Genomic DNA, 22,428 nt, shown 5'->3' with positions numbered 1-22,428 from the left:
GCATTGTAGTGCAAGCGCCCGCGCCCGAGATGCAAAATGCGGCCGGCCCGGTTCCGCCGTCGATCGTCGTGAAAGTTCGTCGCGCGGCCTTATTCGGTGCCCGTCTCCCACGCCGGCGGCCGCTTCGCGAAGAAGGCCGCGAAGCCTTCCTTCGCCTCCGGCGTCGCCCGCACGCGGGAGATCGTCTGCGCGGTGAACGCCGTGCGTTCGTCCGACGGCGGATACTCGCCGATCGCATCGAAAAAGCGCTTGATCTCCATCAGCGCGTGCGGGCCGTTGCGGCCGAGTTCCGAAAGCGTCCGCTCGAGTGCGTCGTCGAGCGCATCGAGCGGCACGGCCTGATGGATCAGGCCGATCGCGACGGCCTCGGCGGCCGCGAGCTGCGTCGCGGTCAACGCAAGCCGGCGCGCCTGACGCTGGCCGACCGCCTCGACCAGATACGGGCCGATCACGGCCGGCAGGATTCCGAAGCGCGCCTCACTGACCGAAAAACGCGCGTGGTCGCTCGCAATCACGATATCGCACGCCGCGCACAGGCCCACGCCGCCGCCGAACGCGTGGCCCTGCACGCGTGCGACCGTCGGTTTCGGGCACTGCCGGATCGCGCGCATCATCGCGGCGAACCGCTCGGCGTCACGCAGGTTCGCGGCGGCCTCGTTCGCGCTCGCGCGCTGCATCCACTGCAGGTCGGCGCCCGCGCAAAATGCGCGGCCATCCGAACGCAGCACGATCGCGCGTACGTCGTCGCGCCGGCCGAGCGTCGCGAACGCGTCGGTCAGCTCCGCGATCATCGTCTCGTCGAACGCGTTCAGCACGTCGCCGCGCTGCAGCGCGACGGTCGCGATGCCGCGCGCATCGACCGCGACGGCCAGGGTCTTCAATTCATCCATCGAACAGGTTTCCTCGGGTAGAACGGCACACATCGACATCAGGCGGCCTGGCGGCGATCGATCACGCGCCGCGCCTTGCCGGTCGCGGTCGCGGGGATACCACCGGCCGCCAGCACCGTCACGCCGGACGACACGCCGACCATCGTCTTGATCCGGTGCTGCAGCTCGCGCGCGAGCGCCGCGCGATCGCCATCGGTGACCGATGCCACCGCCTCGGAGCGCAACTCGACCGCGAGGTCGAGCCGGTCCATGTGACCGTCGCGCGACAGCGTGATCTGGAACTGGCCCGACAACTGCGGCAGCGCGACGACGATTTCCTCGATCTGGCTCGGGAACACGTTCACGCCGCGCACGATCAGCATGTCGTCGGAGCGGCCCGTGATCTTTGCGAGCCGGCGCATCGCGCGCGCGGTCGGCGGCAGCAGCGCGGTGAGATCGCGCGTGCGGTAGCGGATCACCGGCATCGCCTCCTTCGTCAGCGACGTGAACACGAGCTCGCCCTGGCTGCCGTCGGGCAGCACTTCGCCGGTGACGGGGTCGATGATCTCCGGGTAGAAATGGTCTTCCCAGATCACCGGGCCGTCCTTCGTCTCCACGCATTCGCACGCGACGCCCGGGCCCATCACTTCCGACAACCCGTAGATGTCGAGCGCGTCGATGCCCACGCGCGTCTCGACTTCATTGCGCAGCGCTTGCGTCCACGGCTCGGCGCCGAAGATGCCGATCTTCAGCGACGATTCGGCCGGGTCCATCCCCTGCCGCACCATCTCGTCGATCAGGTTCAGCATGTACGACGGCGTGACGAGGATGATCTTCGGCTCGAAATCGCGAATCAGCTGCACCTGCTTCTCGGTCTGCCCGCCGGACATCGGCACGACCATGCAGCCGAGCCGCTCCGCACCGTAGTGAATCCCGAGGCCGCCGGTGAACAGGCCGTAGCCGAACGCGTTGTGCAGCGTATCGCCCGGGCGGCCGCCGGCCGCGCGGATCGAGCGCGCGGTCACGTTCGCCCACGTGTCGATGTCGCGCGCCGTGTAGCCGACCACGGTCGGCTTGCCCGTCGTGCCGCTCGATGCATGCACGCGCACGACCTGCTCGCGCGGCACCGCGAAGAGGCCGAACGGATAGTTGTCGCGCAGGTCGCTCTTGGTCGAGAACGGGAATTTCGCGAGATCGGCGAGCGACTTCAGGTCGTCCGGATGCACACCCGCCGCATCGAACGTGCGCCGATAGTGCGGGACGTTGTCGTACGCGTGGCGCAGCGACCACTTGAGGCGCTCGAGCTGCAGCGCCTGCAGTTCGTCGCGGCTGGCGGTCTCGATCGGCTCGAGGGCGGCGGCGGGATGCGTCGGGTGAGTCATCGGGGTACTCCTCCAATGGAGTGATGTCGTTGTCGTGTTCGAGGTGACGCGGTGGTCACGACCGGAACGTGCGGCCGGCCGCGTGCAGCGCGGCAAGACGCGGCGACACGCGATAGCGGTCCTCGCCGTAGCTCGCCGCCAGGTTCGACAGCACGCGATGCACGCGGCCGATGCCGATCGCATCGGCCCATGCGAGCGGGCCGCACGGGTAGTTCACGCCCTTCTCCATCGCGAGATCGAGATCGGCCGGCGAGCACACGCCCTGGTTCACCGTGTCGGCCGCCTCGTTCGCGAGCATCGCGACGGTGCGCATCGCGACCATCCCCGGCACGTCCGCGATGCCGACGACGCGAAAGCCCGCGTGCTGGAACAGGCCGACCGCGTCCGCATACGCGGCGTCGCTGCACTGGAGCGCGCGCGTCAGCGCGACGAGCCCCGCCTGCGCGTAATCGCGCGCCAGGTCGACGAGCACGAGATCCGCCACGCCCGTCCGGGCGGCGCGCGCGGTCGCCGTACGGCCGTCGGTCAACGCGATCGACGCGCGGCCGGCCACGGCGAGCAGCGCGTCGGCATGCGCGTCGTGGCGCCGCGCGGTCGCGATGCGTTCGACGAAGCGCGCATGCAGCGCGGCGGCCGGGCCGTCCTGCGCGAACAGCGCGACGTCGGCCGGCGCGTCACGTGCAGGTTCGAGGTCGGGCGCGGGCGGCGTCGCGCCGTCCGCATACGAGTAGAACCCGCGCCCGGACTTGCGCCCGAGAAAGCCCGCGTTCACGAGCTCCTGCTGGATCAGCGACGGCGTGTAGCGCGGATCGTTGAAGTACGCGCGGAACACCGACTCGGTCACCGCGAAGTTCACGTCGTGACCGATCAGGTCCATCAGCTCGAACGGCCCCATCCGGAAGCCGCCCGCTTCGCGCATCACCGCGTCGATCGTGGCCGGCGCGCCGCCCTGTTCGTTCAGCACGCGCAGCGCCTCCGCGTAATACGGCCGCGCGACGCGGTTCACGATGAAGCCCGGCGTCGATTTCGCCATCACCGGTTGCTTGCCCCACGCGGCGGCGGTCGCATGCAGCATCCGCGCGACCTCGGGCGCGGTCGCGAGCCCGCAGACCACCTCGACGAGCGCCATCAGCGGCGCCGGGTTGAAGAAATGCAGGCCGGCGACGCGTTGCGGCACGCGCAGCCCGGCCGCGATCGACGTGATCGAGATCGACGACGTGTTGGTCGCCAGCACGCAGGCGTCGTCGACATGACGCTCGAGCGTCGCGAAGATTTCGCGCTTCACGTCGAGCCGTTCGGCCGCCGCCTCGACGATCAGCGCGGCGCCCGCGAAATCGGCCAGCGCGCGCACCGCGCGAATTCGGTTGCCGGCCGCGTCGGCCTGCGCCGGTTCGAGCCGGCCCTTCTCCGCGAGGCGCGCGAACTGCGCGCGGATGCCCGCCAGCGCCTTGTCGCAGGCCGCTTCGTTCAGGTCGTACAGCAGCACCGGATGGCCGGCCGCGGCCGCGACCTGCGCAATGCCCGCCCCCATCGCGCCGACGCCGATCACGCCGACGACGGCCGACGGTGCCAGCGCGCCCGAGTTCACCGAATGTGCAGAGGAAACAGCCATCGCTTGCGATCCGTCATGAAGTGGAAGTGCGAGCGATTATAAACCGACCGGTCGGTAGATTTATGTCAGGGCGAGCCCGAATGTGTCGTGCAAGACACCGTTACGGAAGCTGCAACGACAAAAAATCGACAGGCCGGGGCACTTTTTGTAAACCGAAAGGTCAATGTAATGATTCGAATATGAGATAGTGCCCCCCGATCGCCTGATAAAATTCGACAAATCGCCGGATTCCAGGGGAAACGCGTGTCGCGACATCACCGCCGTCCGTCGCTCCCTTTCGGGGTCGAATCGCGGCTCCGGCCCGCGCGTCGCCACGTGTTGTTCGTCGCGCTGTCAGCGGGCAACCGCATCGAACCGTTTCATCCCGCGACGGGCTTCGGCCCGCCCGCGCCCCTCGCCGCCTCACGGCAGCGAACCCAGGGCGGCACCGTTGCGTGCCGCCACCTTTTCGGTTTCATCGTCCTCGTTCGGCGGATAGTACGGCCGGGCTTCGTCAACCCGTGACGGCGCGTCGCGCGCCGCCACTCGCATAAGGAATCCCTCATGCCGCTCTCGTCCAACCAGCTCCCGCGCTGGACCCTCTGGGCCCCGCTTGCCGCGTGGCTGGTACTCGCGCTGTCGCGCGTCGTGCCAGCCGAAGGCTTCGTCATCGCGGTGTTCGCCGCCGCGCTGGCCGGCGCCGTGTTCGCCGCCGTCCATCATGCGGAAGTCGTCGCGCACCGCGTCGGCGAACCGTTCGGCACGCTGGTGCTCGCGGTCGCCGTGACCGTCATCGAGGTCGCGCTGATCGTGTCGGTGATGCTCGGCGCCGGCCCGGAAAAATCGGGCCTCGCCCGCGACACCGTGTACGCCGCCGTGATGATCATCTGTAACGGCATCGTCGGCATCTGCCTGCTGGTCGGCGCATGGAAGCACGGCGAACAGGACTTCCAGGGGCGCGGCGCGAGCAAGGCGCTCGCGGTGCTCGCGTCGCTGTCGGTGCTGTCGCTCGTGATGCCGAACTACCTGAGCGCCGCGCCCGGCCCGTTCTTCTCGAAATCGCAGCTCGCGTTCGCCGGCGTCGCGTCGCTCGTGCTGTACGGCGCGTTCGTGTTCGTGCAGACCGTGCGCCACCGCGACTACTTCCTCGCCGCGCACGACAGCGCGGACGAAGCGGTGCATGCCGCCGCACCGAGCAACCGCACCGCGATCATCAGCATGGTGCTGCTGTTCGCGAGCCTCGTCGCGGTCGTGCTGCTCGCGAAGCTGCTGTCGCCGGCCGTCGAGCATGCGGTGCTGAAGCTCGGCGCGCCCGAAGCCGCGGTCGGTATCGTGATCGCCGCGCTCGTGCTGCTGCCGGAAGGGCTCGCGGCCGTCACCGCCGCGCGTGCGAACCGCCTGCAGACCAGCATGAACCTCGCGCTCGGTTCGGCGCTCGCGAGCATCGGGCTCACGATCCCGACCGTCGCCGCCGTATTCATCTGGGTCGGCCAGCCGCTCACGCTCGGGATCGGCGCGATGGAAACGGTCCTGCTGGCGCTTACGCTGCTGGTCAGCACGCTCACGCTGAGCCAGGGACGCACGACGGTGCTGCACGGCGTCGTGCACGTCGCGCTGTTCGCCGCTTATCTGTTCCTGTCGTTCACGCACTGACGTCCCGATGCGCGCGGCCCGGCGAATCCTCTCCGCCGGGCCGCGTGCACGTCTTCCCGTCCCTTCCCCCTCCTTCGCTTCACACCGCCGTCACCGGGCCGCGACCGCACAATGCGTCCGGATCGACAGCGCGTTACGTCGCGTCATCGCGCCGCGTATCGGCGTGGAATCCGTAGAGCGCAGCCGCGTTGTCGACCAGGATTGCGCGAGCCGTCGCGTCGTCGGCCGCGCAATCGCGCAGCCAGCCGAGCAGGCGCGCATCGTCGGGCACCGGCGATGCGTTCGGGTGCGGCCAGTTGCTGCCCCACACGCAGCGCGCCGAATGGCCGCGCGCGAGCACGGCGGCAAGACGCGCGACGTCGTCGTAGCCCGGCGCGCCGGATCGCGACGTCTCGTACGGCGCGGACAGCTTCACCCATGCGTGGCCGCGATCGAGCAGGCGGCGCAGTGCGAGGAAGGACGGCGCATCCGGTGCGACGGGCGTCAGGAATTTGCCCGTGTGATCGATCACCACGCGCGCCGGCAGCCGCGATAGCGCGTGTTCGATATCGCACAGCGTGCGACCGTCGAACTGCAGATCGATATGCCAGTCGAGCGGCGCGATCCGTGCGGCCATCCGCTCCAGATCGCCCCATTGCGCAGTGCCGCCCGCCAGCATCATGAACCGCACGCCGCGCATGCCGGCGGCATGCAGACGTTCCAGCTCGGCGTCCGGCACGTCGACCGGCAACGTCGCGACGCCACGCGAGCGCGAACCGAACGCGGCCAATGCGTCGAGCGTGCAGCGGTTGTCGAAGCCATAGCCGGTCGGCTGCACGACGACCACACGCGTGAGGCCGAGCGCCCCCTGCATGCGCCGATATACATCGACCGGCGCATGGGGCGGCCGAAACGTCGCCGTCGGCGCGAGCGGATACGCATCGTCGTAGATATGGATATGGCAATCGCACGCATCCGGGAACCGCATGCCGTCTGCCCCGTCGCGCGTCATTGCAGCCCCTGGCCGACGGATGCGCTCGACCTGCGCCAGCGCGCGAGCCGCGTCGCCTGCATGGCGTTGACCGCGCCGTTCGGCACCCGTCCATCGAGCAGCGCGGCAAGCTGGTCGACCGTCTCCAGCGCCTGGTGTTCGATCGCCGGCAGCGTCAGTCCGCCGATGTGCGGGGTCGCGATGACGCGCGGATGCGCGGCAAGCGCGGGAGGCGGCATCTGGTCCGCCGCGCGGCCGACGTCCAGCGCGCAGCCGGCGAGCCGGCCGCCGTCGAGCGCGTCCGCAAGCGCCTGCTCGTCGACGAGTTCGCCGCGCGACGCATTGATGAAATACGCGCCCGGCTTCATCGCGGCGAATGCCGCCGCATCGATCAGGTTCGCGGTGGCCGGCGTGGCCGGCGCAAGGCAGACGACGTAATCCGCGTCGCGCAGCAACGTTGCGAAATCGACCTGTTCAAGCGGCGGCGAGTCGATCCGCACGTAAGGATCGCTGACGAGCACACGCATCCCGAGCGCCGTCGCGATCGGTGCGAGATGACGCGCGATCTGCCCGTAGCCGATCAGGCCAAGCGTGCTGCCGCGCAGTTCGCGCCCCATCCTCGGCACCGGCGGTGCACCACGATGGTAGGCATCCGCGTAACCGCCGATTCCGCGCGCGAGGTCGATCATCGCGCCGACGACCCACTCGGCGACGGCCGGCCCGAAGCCGGGGCTCGCCTGCGTGACCAGCACGCCGAACGCGCTCGCCGCGGCGACGTCGATCGTGCGGATGTCGACCGCGCAACGCAGGAACGCGGCGAGTGCGGGCAGCCCCGCGAACAGTTCGCGAGGCGCGGGGGTCTGCCGGTACGCGATGATCGCGTCGCATCCCTGCGCGGTGGCAATCAGTTCGTCCGTACCGAGTTCGCGATCGTGCGGGTTGCAGGTGACGTCCGCGAGCGCGCCCAGCGCGCGCAACGCCTTGGCGCCGAAGTAGTGGTCGATCATCCCGGTCGGATGCGTGACGTAGACGCGCGTCATGCTTGACCTCCGCTCGTACCGGCCGCATCCGGCGGCGGCGGCGCGACCGATGCGCGCTCGACGAGCGTCACGTCCGCGAACACGCATTGCCCCGGTGCGGACGGCGCGTCGCCCTCCTGCCGCATCACGCGCCGCACCATCTCGCCGGCCATTTCGGTGACCGGCAGTTGCACCGTGGTCAGCGCCGGCCACGAGATCGCCGACAGGAAATGACCGTCCATCCCGATGACGGACACGTCGTCCGGCACCCGCAGCCCGCCGTCGCGCAGCCCGGCCATCAGACCGAGCGCGAACAGGTCGTTGACCGCGACGATACCGGTCGGCCGCGCCGGATCGGCCGCGAGCTCGGCGCCGAGCGCACGCCCGACATCGACGATCACCGAGTCGCCGTATTCGTTCGCGGGGCCGCCGTCGAGCACGCGGGCCTGCATGGCGCCGCCCGCCTCGCTTGCCACGGCGAAAAACCCGCGGATCTTGTCGCTGCGGCTCACGGTGATGCCGGCCACGGTCGCGAACGCGAGCCGCGTATGACCCGCGTCGACGAGGCGGCGCGTCGCGAGCCGCGCGGCCGCCTCGTTGTCGGCCGTCACGTGATCGACCTTCGATTGCTCGCCGGGCGTCGCGCGACGGTCGTAGCTGACGACCGTCATCCCGCGTTCGGCCGCGCGCTCGAGGTGGCTTTCGTCGGCGAGCGACGAGATCACGATCACGCGCCGCACGCCATGCGCGTAGAGATCGTCGAAGAACGACGCCTCCTTGCGCGCATCGCGGTACGTGTTGCCGATCAGCACGCGATGACCATACCGTTCCTGCGCGCAGGCCTCGACTTCGCGTGCGATGTAGCCGTACATCGGGTTCGCCATCGACGGCACCAGCAGCCCGACGAGCGGCGTCTGCCCCGTCTTGAGCTGGCGCGCGAGCGTGCTCGGCCGGTACTGCAGCGCATCCATCGCCGCCTTCACGCGCTCGAGCGTTGCCGGCTTCATCTGGTCGGTGCGTCCGTTGAGCACGTTCGAAACCGTGCTGACCGAAACGGCCGCATGACGGGCCACGTCCTGAATCGTACTCATGTCGTCTTGCATGGAACGGGCTACAGGCCGAAATGGGCCGGCAGCCACAACGAAAACGCCGGAGCGAAGATCAGCGCCACGAGGGCGGCGAACAGCACCAGCAGGTATTTCACCATCGGCCGGGCCACGCGGCCGACCTCGGTGCCCGTGATCGCGCACGTCGTGAACAGCCCGAGCCCGACCGGCGGCGCGAACAGCCCGAACCCCATCGCCACCACCACGACCGTGCCGAAATGCAGCGGATGGATGCCGAGCTGCAGCGCGATCGGCGCGAGCAGCGGCCCGAAGATGATCAGCGCGGGCGCGCCTTCGAGCACGGCGCCGAACACGATCATCAGCAGCGCCGACAGCAGCAGGAACATCGTCGCGCCGTACTGATGGGCAAACGCCGTCATTGTGCCCGAGACGAGGGCCGGAATCTGCTCGATCGACAGCGCGAACGACACGCTCGACGCCGCCGCGACGATGAACAGGATGCCGCTCGCCATCGACGCGGCGCGCACGAATACGCGGCCGACCGAGCGCCACGTCAGTTCGCGGAACGCGAGCCAGCCCACGACGAGCGCATAGACCACCGCGAACGCGGACACTTCGGTCGACGTCGCGATCCCCGACGTCACGCCCTTGCCGATCATCGCAACCATGACCAGCGCGACGAGCGCGCCGCCCGCGAGCGGCAGCCACGCGCGACGCTCGCCGAATACCTCGGCCACGTCGATCTTGCGTCCGGTGATGACCGTCACGATCGCGAGCGACGCGGCGAGCACGGCCGCCGGCACGATCCCCGCGACGAACAGCCCGGCGATCGAGATGTTCGCGACGAAGCCCATGATGATCATGTTCACGCACGGCGGAATCGTCTCGGCCATCACCGCGCTGCATGCGAGCAGCGCGGCGGTTTCGTTCGGGTCCTGCCGCGCGCGGCGCACGGCCGGCATCACGACGCCGCCCACCGCCGCGATATCGGCCAGCTTCGAGCCCGACACGCCGGAAAAGCAGGCCGTCGCGAAGATCACGATCAGGCCGAGCCCGCCCCGCACGCGTCCGAACATCCGCAGCAGCAATTCGACGAGCCGCGCCGACATCCCGTTGGACTCCATCAGCAGCCCCGCCAGCACGAAGAACGGCACCGCGAGCAGCACGAAGTGATCGGCCCCCGCCATCACCTGTTGCGAGTAGACGAGCAGCGGCAGCGTCGGATCCGCGAGGAAATACAGCAGCGCCGAAAACGCCAGCACGAATCCGATCGGCACGCCGAGCACCAGCCCGCCGACGAAGCCCGCGACGAGCAGCGTGCCGGGCGCGACCGCATGCGCGGGCCACAGCGCGTTCCAGCCGTAGATGGCGGCCGCGAGCGCCGCACAGCACGCGAACGTGCCGATCACCCGGCGGCGCGGCGCGTTCAGCGCATTGGCGAGCGCGAATACCGTCATGAACAGCGCGCCGAACATCATCGGATACCCGTTGATCCAGCCCGGCAAGCCGCCCGTCGTCATCTGGTCGTACGAATCCGCGAGCAACTGGCTCGACGACACCAGCAGGTTCAGCGCAACGGCCGCCACGATCCAGTGGCCGGCCTGGGTCAACGCGCCCTGCCAGCGTGCGGGCAGCAGGCCGCGAAACACGTCGATGCCGACATGCTGGCTGCGCCCGAGCACCGTCGCCGAGCCGAAGAACACCAGCACGATCATCAGCGCGCTCGCCACCTCCTCGGCCCAGTCGACCGGGTCGTGCAGGAAATAGCGGAACACGACCGACACGAACACGACGAGCACGTCGACGGCGAGCACCGCGGCCGACAGGATCTCGATCCAGCGCAGCACCGCATCCAGCACGCGGGCGGCGCGATGCGCCGGGCGGCCTGCGGCGGGCGCCGGCGCGGCGCCCGAGACGGAATGCATGTCCATCGCTCAACCCCGCGCGGCGGCGATCGCCGGAAAGAGCGGCGCAGTGGCCGGATACTGCTTCGCGAACGCCACATACAGGCGGTCTTGCATCGTCTGCCGCAGCGCCGCGTGCTCGCCCTCGGCCAGCGGGTGAAACGCCATGCCGCGCTGCTTCAGCGCCTGCTCCGCCTGCGCGGCCTTCTGCGCGGCAATCGCGCGCTGCTGCACGGTCGCGTCGGCCACCGCGCGGTCGAACGCCGGCCGCAGACTGGCCGGAATCCGGTCGAGCGCACGTCGCCCCATCACGACGGTCATCGCCGCGAATACGTGGTGCGATTGCCAGCACGACTTCACGATCTCGTCGAAACGGCTCGCGAGCACCGTGGCGGGATCGTGTTCGAGGCCGTCGACGACGCCCGTCTGCACAGCCATGTACAGCTCGCCGAACGGGATCGGCGTCGGCACCGCGCCCATCGCCTTGAAGGTATCCATGAACGCGGGCGTCGGCAGCACGCGCAGCTTCGTCCCCTTCAGCCCGGGCAGCGCCGCCACCGGCTGCTTCGTGAATACGCAGCGTCCGCCGAAATGCGAGCCCCAGGTCAGCACCGAGCAACCCGCGCGCTTTTGCAGCAGCGCGTTCAGGCTCGTGCCGACCGGGCCGTCGAGCGCCTTCGCGACGTGCGCGTAGCTGTCGAACAGGTAGCCGAGATCGAGCATCCCGAGCTCCGGTGCGATCGTGGCCCAGATCGACGAACCCGCGATCATCATGTCGATCGCGCCGATCTTGACCTGCTGCACGACGTCGCTTTCCTTGCCGAGCTGGCTGTTCGGAAAGTAGTCGACCCGAATCGCATCGCCGACGCTCGCCTTCAGGTTCGCGGCGAGACGCTGGTACCACACGTAGTGCGCGGCGTTCTGGTCGGCCGGCATCGACGACGAGCAGCGCAGCGTGACCGCCGGCTGCTGCGCGCGCACGGTCTCCGGCAAGCTGCCCGCGGCCGCGAGCGTGGCGGCGGACACCGTCTGCAGAAAGCGCCGCCGGGTATAGGTACTCATGAGCCGTCTCCTTTGCGAGTGCGTCTCGCGACGCAACTGTATCGATTTAGTGTATCGATACAGTAATACGACGACCGATGAGAGAAAAATGAGGGTTTGCCCTGTCCGGGGTGAAATGATGGGTGGTATGCGGGTGAGTTCCGGCGCAATTTTGGATGAAAGATCGCCGTTTCTCGTGCGTTCAGATGTCGCCGAAATAATTCGAACCTACGGACCATCATCAGACGACAGACTTTTGAGGGCGGAAGGACGCCCCGCTCATGCGAGCAAGCGCCGTTAAACGCCCGCGTCGTCCGGGCTGCCGGTCAGAAACCGCTCGACCATCGCGTTGAACAACGGCAGCGCCGGATTGTCGTTGTCCGTGCGCCATGCGAGATACAACTCGGCCGCCACGTTCGCGCCCGCGAGCGGCCGGAACACCACGCCGTCCACATGAAGCTCGCGCGCCGACGCCGGCACCAGCGCCGCGCCGAGCCCCGCGCGCACGAGGCCGAGGATCGTATGCGTCTGGCCGACGTAGTGCAGGTAGTTCGGCAACCGCCCGGCGCCTGCGAACATCCCCGAGATCATGTCGTGGAAATACTTGCCCTCGTTCGGCGAATACGCGATGAACGGCTGTCGGTCGAGCTCGTCGGGGCCGAGCTGCGCGTAGGCCGCGAGCGGGGCGCCTTCCGCGACCGCGACGAGCATCGGTTCGCGCTGCACGAGCCGGTATTCGAGCGGCTGGCGCGCGGCGCGCTGGCGGACAAAACCCGCGTCGAGCATCCGCGACGCGAGCGCGTCGATCTGCACGGTCGACACCATCTCGCGCAATTCGACGTCGACGTCCGGCAACGCATGCGCGGCATGCGCGAGCAGCACCGGGATCATCCGGTACGCACTGACGGCCGTGAAACCGAGCGTGATGCGCCCGGCCCCGCCGTGCGCGACGCGCTGCGCGGCCTGCTCGGCGCGCGCGGAGAATTCGAGGATGTGCCGCGCGTCGCGCAGGAAACGTTCGCCGGCCGCGGTCAGGCTGACCTGCCGGCTGCTGCGCTCGAGCAGCGCGATGCCGAGCGCATGCTCGAGCAACTGGATTTGCCGGCTGAGCGGCGGCTGGGTCATGAAGAGCCGCCTGGCCGCCCGGCCGAAATGCAGTTCCTCGGCAACCGCGACGAAGCAGCGAAGCTGGTGTAGTTCAATCATTCAAATCTTGAATCAATCGATAGTCTTTTGATGTTAGACCGATATCGATGCGATTTCTATACTCGGTTCCACCTGATGCGCGGCCTACGTCGCGCACGACGACCGAGACTTTCATGACCATCGACATCCTGCTGACGCAGCCGCTCCCCGACACCATCGACGCCGAACTGTCCGCCCGTTACACCGTGCATCGACTGTATGCGGCCGAGCAACCGGACGCGCTGCTCGATCGCGTGGCGTCGCGCATTCGCGGCGTCGTGACCGGCGGCGCGAACGGCCTGTCCGCCGCGCTGATGGACCGGCTCGCCGCGCTCGAGATCGTCGCGATCAGCGGCATCGGCACGGACGCGGTCGATCTCGACCGCGCGCGGGCGCGCGGCATCCACGTGACGACCACCCCGGACGTGCTGACCGACGACGTCGCCGACATGGCGCTCGGGCTGATCCTGATGACGCTGCGCGACCTCGGCGCCGGCGAGCGGATCGTGCGCACCGGCCGCTGGGGCAAGACGGCCCAGCCGCTCGCGACGCAGGTCACGGGCAAGCGGCTCGGCATCGTCGGGCTCGGTCGCGTCGGGCGCGCGATCGCACAGCGCGCGCAGGCATTCCGGATGCCCGTCAGTTACTTCGGCCCGCGCGAGCATCGCGACAGCGGCTATCGCTTCGTGCCCGACCTCGCCGCGCTCGCGCGCGACAGCGACGTGCTCGTGATCGCGGCGTCGGCCGATCACGGCAACGTGATCGTGACGGCCGACGTGCTCGCCGCGCTCGGCCCCAAAGGATTCCTGATCAATGTCGCGCGCGGCAAGCTGGTCGACGAGGCCGCGCTCGTGCGCGCGTTGGCCGACGGCATGATCGCCGGCGCCGGGCTGGACGTATTCGCGAACGAACCGCACGTGCCGGCCGCGCTGCTCGAACTCGATCGCGTGGTCGTGCAGCCGCACCGCGCGAGCGCCACGCACGAAACGCGCGAGGCAATGGGCCGCATCGTGCTCGCGAACCTCGCCGCGTGCTTCGCGGGCCAGCGCCCGCCGACCAGCGTCACGCGCTGAGCGCGGCACGCCCCTTCCCGTTACAACACCGATGCCTTCGCACGACGAAGGCCAGGAGACATGCATGTCCAATCGATCCAGCGGCGCTGCGCTCGCCGCATCGTCCGCCGCGTCGCGCACGATCGGTCGCGTCCGTTATGCGGTCCTCGCGCTGATTTTCGCGGTCACCGTCATCAATTATGCGGACCGCGCGACGATGTCGATCGCCGGCACCGGCGTCGCGCACGACCTCGGACTCACGCCCGTCCAGCTCGGCATCGTCTTTTCGGCGTTCGCGTGGGCCTATGCGATCGGCCAGATTCCGGGCGGCTGGCTGCTCGATCGCTTCGGCGCGCGGCGCGTGTACGGCCTGAGCCTGTTGCTGTGGTCGATATTCACGATGTTGCAAGGCACGGTCGGCGGGTTCGCCGTGCAGGGCGCGGCCGCGACGCTCGCGCTGTTCGTGATGCGCTTCATGCTCGGCCTGGTCGAATCGCCGGCGTTCCCGGCCAATTCGCGGATCGTCGCCTGCTGGTTCCCGACGGCCGAGCGCGGCACCGCGTCCGCGCTGTTCAATTCCGCGCAATACATGGCCGTCGTGCTGTTCACGCCGGCGATGGCGTGGCTCACGCATGCGCTCGGCTGGGAACACGTATTCCTGTGGATGGGGCTGCTCGGCATCGCGCTCGCCGCACTGTGGTTCGCGTGGTATCGCGAACCGCACGGCCACCCGCGCATGACCGACGCGGAGCGCGACTACCTGCGCGCCCACGGCGCGCTCGTCGATCTCGAGGCGAACCGCGTGCGCGAGCGGCCGCGCGCGTCGTGGCGCGACGTGTCGCAACTGTTCCGCCACCGGAACCTGTGGGCGATCTACATCGGCCAGTACTGCATCACGGCCCTCACCTACTTCTTCATCACGTGGTTCCCGATCTATCTGATCAAGGGACGCGGGATGACGATCATGGAAGCCGGCTGGGTCGCCGCGCTGCCGGCGATCTGCGGGTTCACGGGCGGCGTGCTCGGCGGCCTGCTGTCGGACTGGCTGATCCGGCGCGGCATGCATCCGTCACGGGCGCGCAAGACGCCGTTCGTCGCGGGGATGGCGATGGCGACGCTGCTCGTGCTCGCGAACGGCGCATCGTCGAACGCGGTCGTGATCGCGCTGATGACGATCGCGTTCTTCGGCAAGGGACTCGCGGCGGTCGGCTGGGCCGTGCTCGCCGACACGGCGCCGGAAGGCATGGTCGGGCTGAGCGGCGGTGTCTTCAATGGTCTCGGCAACATCGCCGGGATCGTCACGCCGCTCGTGATCGGCTACTTCGTCGCGAGCACGGGTTCGTTCGCCGGCGCGTTGTGGTTCGTCGCCGCGCACGGGCTGATCGGCATTGCCGCGTACACGTGGCTCGCGGGCCGCTTCGAGCGGATCCGCATCGCGCCGGCCGCATGAACGTCGCGGCCGTGCGACGGCGCACCGTTACGCGCGCTGACGGCCGGCTGGCGCGTGCTCGGTCGTCAGCCGGTCGAGTTCGCGCAGATCGTTCTCCAGCGCGGGCGTGAGCGTCGTGCGCAGGTGATCGAGGAAGGTGCGGATCTTCGCATCGAGATAACGGCGCGTCGCATAGACGGCATAGACGCTCACCGTCTGCAGCCGGTATTCGGGCAGCACGCGGATCAGGCGCCCTTCGCGGATATCGTCGAGCACCGTATACAGCGCCACGCACGCGATCCCGCGTCCGGCACGCACCGCGACGCACAGCGCATCCGGCACGTTGACCTGGAATGGCGCCGGCTGCAGCGCGTAGACGGTCTCCTCGCCGTCGCTGCGTTCGAGCCGCCATTCGCCGGCCGGCGACGCGGGCGTGTCGAGGCGCAGACATACGTGGTTCGGCAGCTCGTCGGGCGTCTGCGGCGTGCCGTGCCGCGCCAGGTATTCGCGCGACGCGACCAGCACGCTGCAGCTCGTGCCGCAGGTCTGCGCGACATAGCCGGAATCGGGCAACTGCGACGCGGTCACGATCGACACGTCATAGCCCTCCTCGACCAGATTCGGCATCCGCTGCGCGAGCGTCAGCTCGACCGACACGTCGGGGTTGTCCGCCTGGTAGCGCACGATCGACGACACGACATGACTCTGCCCGAGCCCCGTCATCGCATGGATGCGCATCTTGCCGCTCGGCCGCAGCAGCGCGTTGCGCGCCTCCGCGTTCGCGTAGTCGAGTTCCGCGAGGATCGATTTCGCGCGCTCGAAATAGCGTTCGCCGCTTTCGGTCAGGCCGAGATGGCGGGTCGTGCGATGCAGCAGGCGCGTCTGTACGTGGGCTTCGAGGTTCGAGACCGCGCGCGACACCTGCGCGGTGGTCGCGTCGATTTCCTTCGCGACCGCAGTAAAACTGCCGGCTTCGACAACGCGCACGAACAGGCGCATGTTTTCGAGCATGTCCATTGAATTGGCTTGGAGAGAGTCGGTGGGGAGGCGTCGGCGGCGCTCGCGTCAGAGGGGCAACGGAACGCGGCCGCGAACCGCGTCGAATCGATCACCGTGCCGGGGAGAAGGCGGGAGAGCGGGCATCGAGGACAGGGTTCTGGCATGACGGGGGAATTGACTGCGCCGAATTGTACGCCGCTGCAGACAAATTTGCGCGGTGATGCGCGCGCAAGCTCTCATGCGATGAAAGGATTTTGCAAGACTTGTACGTCGTGCGCGTGCAACGGCGTGATGCGGCGCGGCAATTTATATCACAACACGATATAATTCGACGCTTGTCACCGCGCCCCGGCGCCGTCCTTTTGCCGCTCACCATCCATGTCGTCAGGCTCCTCCCCGTCGCGCCGCACGTTGCGGCAATGGCTGCACAGTTTCATTCCCCATCCGATGACCCTCGGCTGGCGCGAGCGCCTGCGCGCGTGCACCGGCGCGCTCGTGGGCATTGCGACGGTCGGCGTCACGATGCGGTTGCTGCCCGGCGTGCCGGGCCTCGTGCCGCTGCTCGTCGCGCCGATGGGTGCGTCGGCCGTGCTGCTGTTCGCGGTGCCGGCGAGCCCGCTCGCGCAGCCCTGGTCGATCGTCGGCGGCAATCTCGTCGCGGCGACCGTCGGCGTCGCGTGCGCGCAATGGATCGCCGATCCGATCACGGCCGCCGCGGTCGCCATTGCCTGCGCGATCGGCGGCATGTTCGCGCTGCGCTGCGTGCACCCGCCGTCGGGCGCCGTCGCGCTCACCGCGGTGGTCGGCGGCCCGGCGATTCATTCGCTCGGCTTCGGCTTCGTGCTGCAGCCGATCGCGCTGCAATCGGCGATCCTGCTGTCGGCCGCGCTCCTCTACCACGCGCTGACCGGGCACCGCTACCCGCACGGCGGCGTGCGCCCCGAAGCGAAACCGCAGGCGGGCGCCGCACCGGCGCGCGGCGGCTTCACGCGCGACGACCTCGATGCGGTACTGAAGCGCCGCAGCGAATGGCTCGACGTCGATCCGGACGATCTCGAAACGCTGCTGCGCGAAACGGAAATGCAGGCTTATACGCGCACGTTCGGCCAGTTGAAGTGCGCCGACCTGATGACGAAGCATGCGATCGAGGTCGCGCCGTCGACGTCGGTCACGGCCGCGCTCACGCTGCTCGACCGCCACCGCGTGAAGGCGCTGCCCGTGGTCGACGGCGAAGGCCGCCTCATCGGCATCGTCACGCGCGCCGACCTCACGCGCCAGTTGCGCCATCCGGCCCCGCTGTGGCAGCGCCTGTCCGCGCGGCTGCCGCAATCGTTCGGCGGCCAGCCCGCGAGCGTCGCGTCGGTAATGACGCGCGACGTCGCGTCGGTGCCGGAAACGATGCCGATCACCGCGCTCGTGCCGCTGTTCACGCATTCGGGCCACCACCATATTCCGGTCGTCGATGCATCACGCCGGCTCGTCGGCATCATTACGCAGACGGATCTCGTCACGGGCCTTTATCAGCAGACCCAAATGCTCGAAGCCGCGTAGCGCGCACCACATGTAGCCGCCGGCGGAACGCGGAATGCAGCCAATCCGACCGATTTCGGCCATTTATATCACATTGTGATATATTAATCGTCACCGCAACCGACTGCCCGAATGACCTCGATGACCGATACCCGACGCGCACTGACGAAAAGCGATTTCCAGCAACTGTCCGAGTTCCGCTACCAGATGCGCCGCTTCGAGCGCTTCTCCGAACGCGCCGCGCAAAGCGAAGGCGTGACGCCGCTGCAATACCTGCTGCTGCTGCACATCAAGGGTTATCCGCATCGCGAATGGGCGACCATCGGCGAACTCGCGGAACGCCTGCAGGCGCAGCACCACGGCGTCGTCGCGCTGGTGACGCGCTGCGAAGCACTCGGGCTCGTGAAGCGCAAGCCGAGCGAAGCCGACCGCCGCCAGGTCGAAGTCCACCTCGAGCCGGCCGGCGAAACGCTGCTTGCCCGTCTCGCGGCCATGCATCGTGCCGAGCTGAAGTCGCTCAAGGGCACGTTCCTGGTTCCCCAGATCGATTACTGACCCTTGCCACTCCGATGAACGCACCACACAAACGCGATTTCTCGACCAACGAACGCCTGCCCAGGATCGCGTTGCTCGCCGCCGGGATCGGCCTGCTCAGCACGCTCGCCGCATTCGTGCTGTTGAGCCTGATCCGCCTGTTCACGAACCTGTTCTTCTTCCAGCAACTGTCGTTCGCCGACCATTCGCCCGCGAACAACACGCTCGGCGCCTGGGTGATCGCGGTCCCGGTGATCGGCGGGCTGATCGTCGGCTTGATGGCGCGTTTCGGTTCGGAGAAGATCCGCGGCCACGGCATTCCCGAAGCGATCGAGGCGATCCTGTTCGGCAAGAGCCGGATGTCGCCGAAGGTCGCGATCCTCAAGCCGCTGTCGTCCGGCGTCGTGATCGGCAGCGGCGGCCCGTTCGGCGCCGAAGGCCCGATCATCATGACGGGCGGCGCGCTCGGCTCGCTGATCGCGCAATGCGTGCACGTGACCGCCGCCGAGCGCAAGACGCTGCTCGTCGCCGGTGCGGCCGCCGGCATGACGGCCGTGTTCGGCACGCCGGTGGCCGCCGTGCTGCTCGCGGTCGAACTGCTGCTGTTCGAATGGCGTCCGCGCAGTTTCCTGCCGGTCGCGCTCGCATGCGCGGTGGCCGGCTTCGCACGCGCGGTGTTCTTCGGCGTCGATCCGCTGTTTCCGCTGACGACGGCCGCGCCGACGCCCGTCGCGCTGCTGTCGTGCATCGTCGCGGGCCTGCTGTCGGGCATGCTCGCGTGCGGCCTGTCGGCGGCGCTCTATCGCGTCGAAGACGCATTCGCGAAGCTGCCCGTGCACTGGATGTGGTGGCCGGCGCTCGGCGCGATCGTGATCGGCGTCGGCGGCTGGCTCGAGCCGCGCGCGCTCGGCGTCGGCTACGACGTGATCGGCGACCTGCTGCTGCAGCACATCGCGCTGAAGATCGCGCTCGCGCTGCTGATCGTGAAGGCCGTGATGTGGGTGATCGCGCTCGGCTCGGGCACGTCGGGCGGTGTGCTTGCCCCGCTGCTGATGCTCGGCGCCGGTCTCGGCACCGTGCTGTCGCCGGTGTTGCCTGGCGGCGATCCGGCGTTGTGGCCGCTCGTGTGCATGGCCGCGACGCTCGGCGCGACGCTCGGCGCCCCGCTCACCGCGATCGTGTTCGCGTTCGGCCTCACGCACGACGCCAACGCGCTGCTGCCGCTGCTTGCGGCGACGCTCGTCGCGCACGGCTTCGCGACCATCGTGATGAAGCGCTCGATCATGACGGAGAAAATCGCACGTCGCGGCTATCACATCTATCGCGAATACGGCGTCGATCCGCTCGAACGGCATGACATCGGCGAAGTGATGACGTCGGCCGATCGGCTCGTCGCGATCGACGGCGCAACGACGCTCGATACCGTCGAAGCGCAATACTTCGGCGCGAGGCAGACGCACCGCGCGTATCCGGTCGTGCAGCACGGGCGACTGCTCGGCCTCGTCGATCGCGCAATGCTCGATGCGCAGCGCGCGCAAGCCGGCGCCGACACGCCGATCTCGGACGCGTTCGCCAACCGCGCACCGGCCGTCGCGCTGGCGCACGAAACGTGCCGCGTCGTCGCGTCTCGCCTCGCGATGCTCGGCCTCGAACGCCTGCCGGTGGTCGCCGACGAACAATCGCTGCGCGTCACGGGCATCGTGTCGCGCAGCGACCTGATCAAGCCGGCGCTCCAGCACTTCGACGACGAACAGAAGCGCGAGCGCTTCCGTCCGGTCGTTCCGGTCAACCTGCGCGACGTCGGCTCGCGCAAGGCCAGCTGACACAAACCGCATGCGGGGCGTTCGCCCGGCCGCGCATCGCTTCCCCGCCGCCTTCCTGCGTTTAAAGTTGGTTAACAATTCGGCAGACGAAAGTTTGTCATCATGGTGCTCATGCGACGGGGCCATCCATCAGCCATTCCACTTCGTCATCAGATAAAGCGTCGCGGCGCGGGATGCACAGACATCCCGCCAGCCGCGGCCGTCACTTCACCACACCACGATCGGGCAGCGCGCGGACCGCGCCACGCATGACGTCGAACCGTACACGACGCATGCCGCGCCGCAGCAACATGCGCAGCATCCGAGCCGCCATTTGGCAAGCGCGTTAACAACTTGTTTCGGAATGGCCGGAACCGTGCTTGCAGGATGGAATCTCACTTGCACGCAGCATTGCTGCGCATCCCACTCAATCAATCACGACTCGAGGGAGATAACGTGAACGTGAAATACTTACCGCTCATCGCATTGACCGTGGCAATTTCTGCTCATGCCGCCGAACCTGCCGCGCAGAACGTGGGACAAAGCCAGAAAGACGCGCCCGAGGTGTCGGCGTGCATCGCCAAGACCTGGGCCGACAAGTCGCAACAACAGGTGATCTCGCAGAACGTGCTGGCCAATGGCCTCGCGACCGACGTGTATGCACCGGGCCAGCAGCCGCCGAACGGCGCCGCCGCGATGGTTCGTCCGTCGTGGAAGCCGGGTGCGAAAACGTGGGTCGGCGTGCGTGGCGACGCAGCGTCCGCCGGCGACATCAACGCCTGCCTGTAACGCAGTAACGAGAACAGGCGCTTCGGATGGCCTTGCGCCATCCGCTTGCGACCAGCCCCGCTTCGGCGGGGCTTTTTCTTTGCCGCGCGGGAAGCGCCTTACAGGTAGCTGCAGACGTAATCGAGCGTCTCGAGCACTTCGATGTCGAAGCGGCTCTTGCCCGGGACCGAGAACGATTCGCCGGCGCCGTAGGTCTGCCATTCGCTGCTGCCGTCGAGCTTCACGCGGCACTTGCCGGCCTGCACTTCCATCAATTCGGGTGCATCCGTGCCGAAGTTGAGCGCGCACGGCAGGATCACGCCGAGCGTCTTGCGCGTGCCGTCCGGGAAGAGCACGGTATGCGACACGCACTTGCCGTCGAAATAGACGTTCGCGCGCTTGACGACCGATACGTTGTCGAATTGGGTTGCACTGGTCATGGGATGCCTCTGATTGCTGGATGCCGGATGGCGGTGTGGTTGGCGGCCGGCCGGAGCGGCGGGCCGGCCGCTATGATACCGGCTCGCGCAAGGTGCGCCCGAATGGCGCGCGGCCGGCACATGCCGGGCCCATGATCGTCAGGATCACTACGTGATCCTTGCGGGCGCACGCTCACCTTAATCCCTTGCGTCGCGCGGAATCGCGCAGGCAATCGAGCAGCATCGCCGCGGCCGGCGTCAGCGGGCTGTCGCGGCGCGTGACGACCTGCACCGATACGCCCGGCAAGCGCTCGCGGATCGGCAGCACCGCGAGCTGATCGCGTGCCCACTCGCCTTGCAGCAATTGCTCGGGCATCGACGCGATCAGGTCGCAACCGGTCATCAGGCTGTGCGCGAGACCGAAGCTCGGGCACTCGACGACACGCGCCGGCACCGGCAATCCGTACGCGACGAACGAGTTGAACAGTACCTGCGTGGAGCTTTCCGGCGACGGATTCATCAGCCAGTCGGCCTCGACGAGATCGGCGAGCGACGTGGCCGACGCGAGCGGATGCCCTTTGCGCGCGACGATCAGCGAGCGGCTCGCATAGAGCTCCGCATGATCGAACTCGGCCGCCAGCAGCTCCGGCACGACGACGGCCACCGCGAAATCGAGCGAACCGTCGTGCAGGCGCGGTAGCGCAACGCCGGGAAACCCTTCGACCAGATTGACGCGCGCCACCGGAAAGCGGCGCCGGAATGCACGGAATGCGTCGGGCAGGATCGTCACCGCCGCCGCCGGCGTGATCGCCGCCGCGACGGAGCCTGTCATCGCGCCCTGCGCCTGCTCGATGTCGTCGCGGGCGCGCTGCATTTCCGCGACGATCAGCCGCGCGCGCACCTGCAGTTGCTGGCCGAACGCGGTGAGCTGCACGCCGCGCGCGGTGCGCACGACGAGCGATACGCCGAGCGCGATCTCCAGCTCCTTGACCGCCTTCGTCAGCGCGGCCGGCGACACGTTCAGGCGCCGCGCGGCCGCACGAATGCTGCCTTCCTCCGCGGCGGTGACGAACGCTTTCAGCTGATGGTATTTCATGGGGCAATGCGTGATCCGTGGAAACCCTGTGCGCCGTGCCGCGCAGGGGTTCAGGGTATTCCCGAGCGACAACCGACGGTGTGCACCAAAGCAATTTAGCAGCTTCTGGTACGCAAAA

General features: G+C 68.4%; 19 protein-coding genes. 7 read left to right on the top strand and 12 right to left on the bottom strand.

Features of this window, described 5'->3' with window-relative positions:
* Positions 1–89: 89 nt before the first annotated feature.
* From J8I33_RS00665 to J8I33_RS00655, 3 genes are read right to left on the bottom strand one after another with little or no spacing between them, the layout of a single operon-like run.
* Entirely contained in the window at positions 90–890 is an 801-nt protein-coding gene (locus J8I33_RS00665; RefSeq protein ID WP_209932587.1) for an enoyl-CoA hydratase-related protein, read from the bottom strand.
* A gap of 38 nt (positions 891–928) precedes the next feature.
* On the bottom strand, positions 929–2,251 hold the full coding sequence (paaK, locus tag J8I33_RS00660) for a phenylacetate--CoA ligase PaaK (RefSeq protein ID WP_089489422.1): 1,323 nt from the start codon (positions 2,249–2,251) through the stop codon (positions 929–931).
* A 55-nt stretch (positions 2,252–2,306) separates the two neighbouring features.
* Positions 2,307–3,863 (bottom strand): 3-hydroxyacyl-CoA dehydrogenase, encoded by a 1,557-nt coding sequence (locus J8I33_RS00655; RefSeq protein WP_209932585.1) that lies wholly within the window; start codon positions 3,861–3,863, stop codon positions 2,307–2,309.
* A 543-nt stretch (positions 3,864–4,406) separates the two neighbouring features.
* Here J8I33_RS00655 and J8I33_RS00650 point away from each other — a divergent pair.
* Positions 4,407–5,495, top strand: coding sequence for an ionic transporter y4hA (locus tag J8I33_RS00650; protein WP_124554931.1), 1,089 nt, complete (start codon positions 4,407–4,409; stop codon positions 5,493–5,495).
* A gap of 133 nt (positions 5,496–5,628) precedes the next feature.
* Here J8I33_RS00650 and J8I33_RS00645 read toward each other — a convergent pair whose 3' ends face one another.
* The 6 genes from J8I33_RS00645 to J8I33_RS00620 form a co-directional block, all read right to left on the bottom strand.
* Positions 5,629–6,486: an amidohydrolase family protein gene (locus tag J8I33_RS00645; protein ID WP_209932583.1), complete on the bottom strand. Its 858-nt coding sequence runs from the start codon at positions 6,484–6,486 to the stop codon at positions 5,629–5,631.
* Positions 6,483–7,505, bottom strand: a complete 1,023-nt coding sequence (locus tag J8I33_RS00640; RefSeq protein WP_209932581.1) for a hydroxyacid dehydrogenase — start codon at positions 7,503–7,505, stop codon at positions 6,483–6,485. Before J8I33_RS00640 ends, J8I33_RS00645 begins: the two co-directional genes overlap by 4 nt.
* A complete protein-coding gene (locus J8I33_RS00635) occupies positions 7,502–8,587 on the bottom strand; it encodes a LacI family DNA-binding transcriptional regulator (protein WP_124653161.1) in 1,086 nt (361 codons plus the stop codon). The genes J8I33_RS00640 and J8I33_RS00635 overlap by 4 nt, the downstream gene beginning before the upstream one ends.
* Positions 8,588–8,595: 8 nt before the next feature.
* Positions 8,596–10,482, bottom strand: coding sequence for a TRAP transporter large permease subunit (locus tag J8I33_RS00630; RefSeq protein ID WP_209932579.1), 1,887 nt, complete (start codon positions 10,480–10,482; stop codon positions 8,596–8,598).
* 3 nt (positions 10,483–10,485) lie between these two features.
* On the bottom strand, positions 10,486–11,517 hold the full coding sequence (locus tag J8I33_RS00625; protein WP_209929294.1) for a TRAP transporter substrate-binding protein: 1,032 nt from the start codon (positions 11,515–11,517) through the stop codon (positions 10,486–10,488).
* Positions 11,518–11,793: 276 nt separating this feature from the next.
* Positions 11,794–12,702: a LysR substrate-binding domain-containing protein gene (locus J8I33_RS00620; RefSeq protein WP_209929293.1), complete on the bottom strand. Its 909-nt coding sequence runs from the start codon at positions 12,700–12,702 to the stop codon at positions 11,794–11,796.
* 113 nt (positions 12,703–12,815) lie between these two features.
* Here J8I33_RS00620 and J8I33_RS00615 point away from each other — a divergent pair, with 113 nt between their 5' ends.
* Entirely contained in the window at positions 12,816–13,754 is a 939-nt protein-coding gene (locus J8I33_RS00615; protein WP_209929292.1) for a 2-hydroxyacid dehydrogenase, read from the top strand.
* 64 nt (positions 13,755–13,818) lie between these two features.
* On the top strand, positions 13,819–15,183 hold the full coding sequence (locus J8I33_RS00610) for an MFS transporter (RefSeq protein WP_050012774.1): 1,365 nt from the start codon (positions 13,819–13,821) through the stop codon (positions 15,181–15,183).
* Between the two features lie 27 nt (positions 15,184–15,210).
* Here the strand turns inward: J8I33_RS00610 and J8I33_RS00605 are convergent, their stop codons facing one another.
* Positions 15,211–16,179: a LysR family transcriptional regulator gene (locus J8I33_RS00605; RefSeq protein WP_050012775.1), complete on the bottom strand. Its 969-nt coding sequence runs from the start codon at positions 16,177–16,179 to the stop codon at positions 15,211–15,213.
* A 360-nt stretch (positions 16,180–16,539) separates the two neighbouring features.
* On the opposite strand from J8I33_RS00605, the gene J8I33_RS00600 reads away from it, so the two are divergent.
* The 4 genes from J8I33_RS00600 (at position 16,540) to J8I33_RS00585 (ending at position 20,816) form a co-directional block, all read left to right on the top strand.
* Positions 16,540–17,712 carry an HPP family protein gene (locus J8I33_RS00600; protein WP_209932577.1) on the top strand — a complete coding sequence of 391 codons (1,173 nt, stop codon included), beginning with the start codon at positions 16,540–16,542 and terminating at the stop codon, positions 17,710–17,712.
* A 120-nt stretch (positions 17,713–17,832) separates the two neighbouring features.
* Positions 17,833–18,246, top strand: coding sequence for a helix-turn-helix domain-containing protein (locus tag J8I33_RS00595; RefSeq protein WP_050012872.1), 414 nt, complete (start codon positions 17,833–17,835; stop codon positions 18,244–18,246).
* Positions 18,247–18,260: 14 nt separating this feature from the next.
* The gene (locus tag J8I33_RS00590) at positions 18,261–20,048 is read left to right on the top strand and encodes a chloride channel protein (protein WP_209929289.1); all 1,788 of its coding nucleotides are present in this window, start codon (positions 18,261–18,263) and stop codon (positions 20,046–20,048) included.
* A gap of 435 nt (positions 20,049–20,483) precedes the next feature.
* Positions 20,484–20,816 (top strand): hypothetical protein, encoded by a 333-nt coding sequence (locus J8I33_RS00585; protein ID WP_209932941.1) that lies wholly within the window; start codon positions 20,484–20,486, stop codon positions 20,814–20,816.
* A 98-nt stretch (positions 20,817–20,914) separates the two neighbouring features.
* Here the strand turns inward: J8I33_RS00585 and J8I33_RS00580 are convergent, their stop codons facing one another.
* The gene (locus tag J8I33_RS00580; RefSeq protein WP_006478890.1) at positions 20,915–21,235 is read right to left on the bottom strand and encodes a pyrimidine/purine nucleoside phosphorylase; all 321 of its coding nucleotides are present in this window, start codon (positions 21,233–21,235) and stop codon (positions 20,915–20,917) included.
* Positions 21,236–21,407: 172 nt separating this feature from the next.
* Positions 21,408–22,310, bottom strand: a complete 903-nt coding sequence (locus J8I33_RS00575) for a LysR substrate-binding domain-containing protein (protein ID WP_050012778.1) — start codon at positions 22,308–22,310, stop codon at positions 21,408–21,410.
* Positions 22,311–22,428 lie beyond the last annotated feature (118 nt).

The sequence above is a fragment of the Burkholderia sp. AcTa6-5 genome, from assembly GCF_017815075.1.
Lineage (GTDB): Bacteria > Pseudomonadota > Gammaproteobacteria > Burkholderiales > Burkholderiaceae > Burkholderia > Burkholderia sola.
Note: the sequence above shows the minus strand (reverse complement) of the source record. Positions and strands in the feature narration are given on the sequence as shown.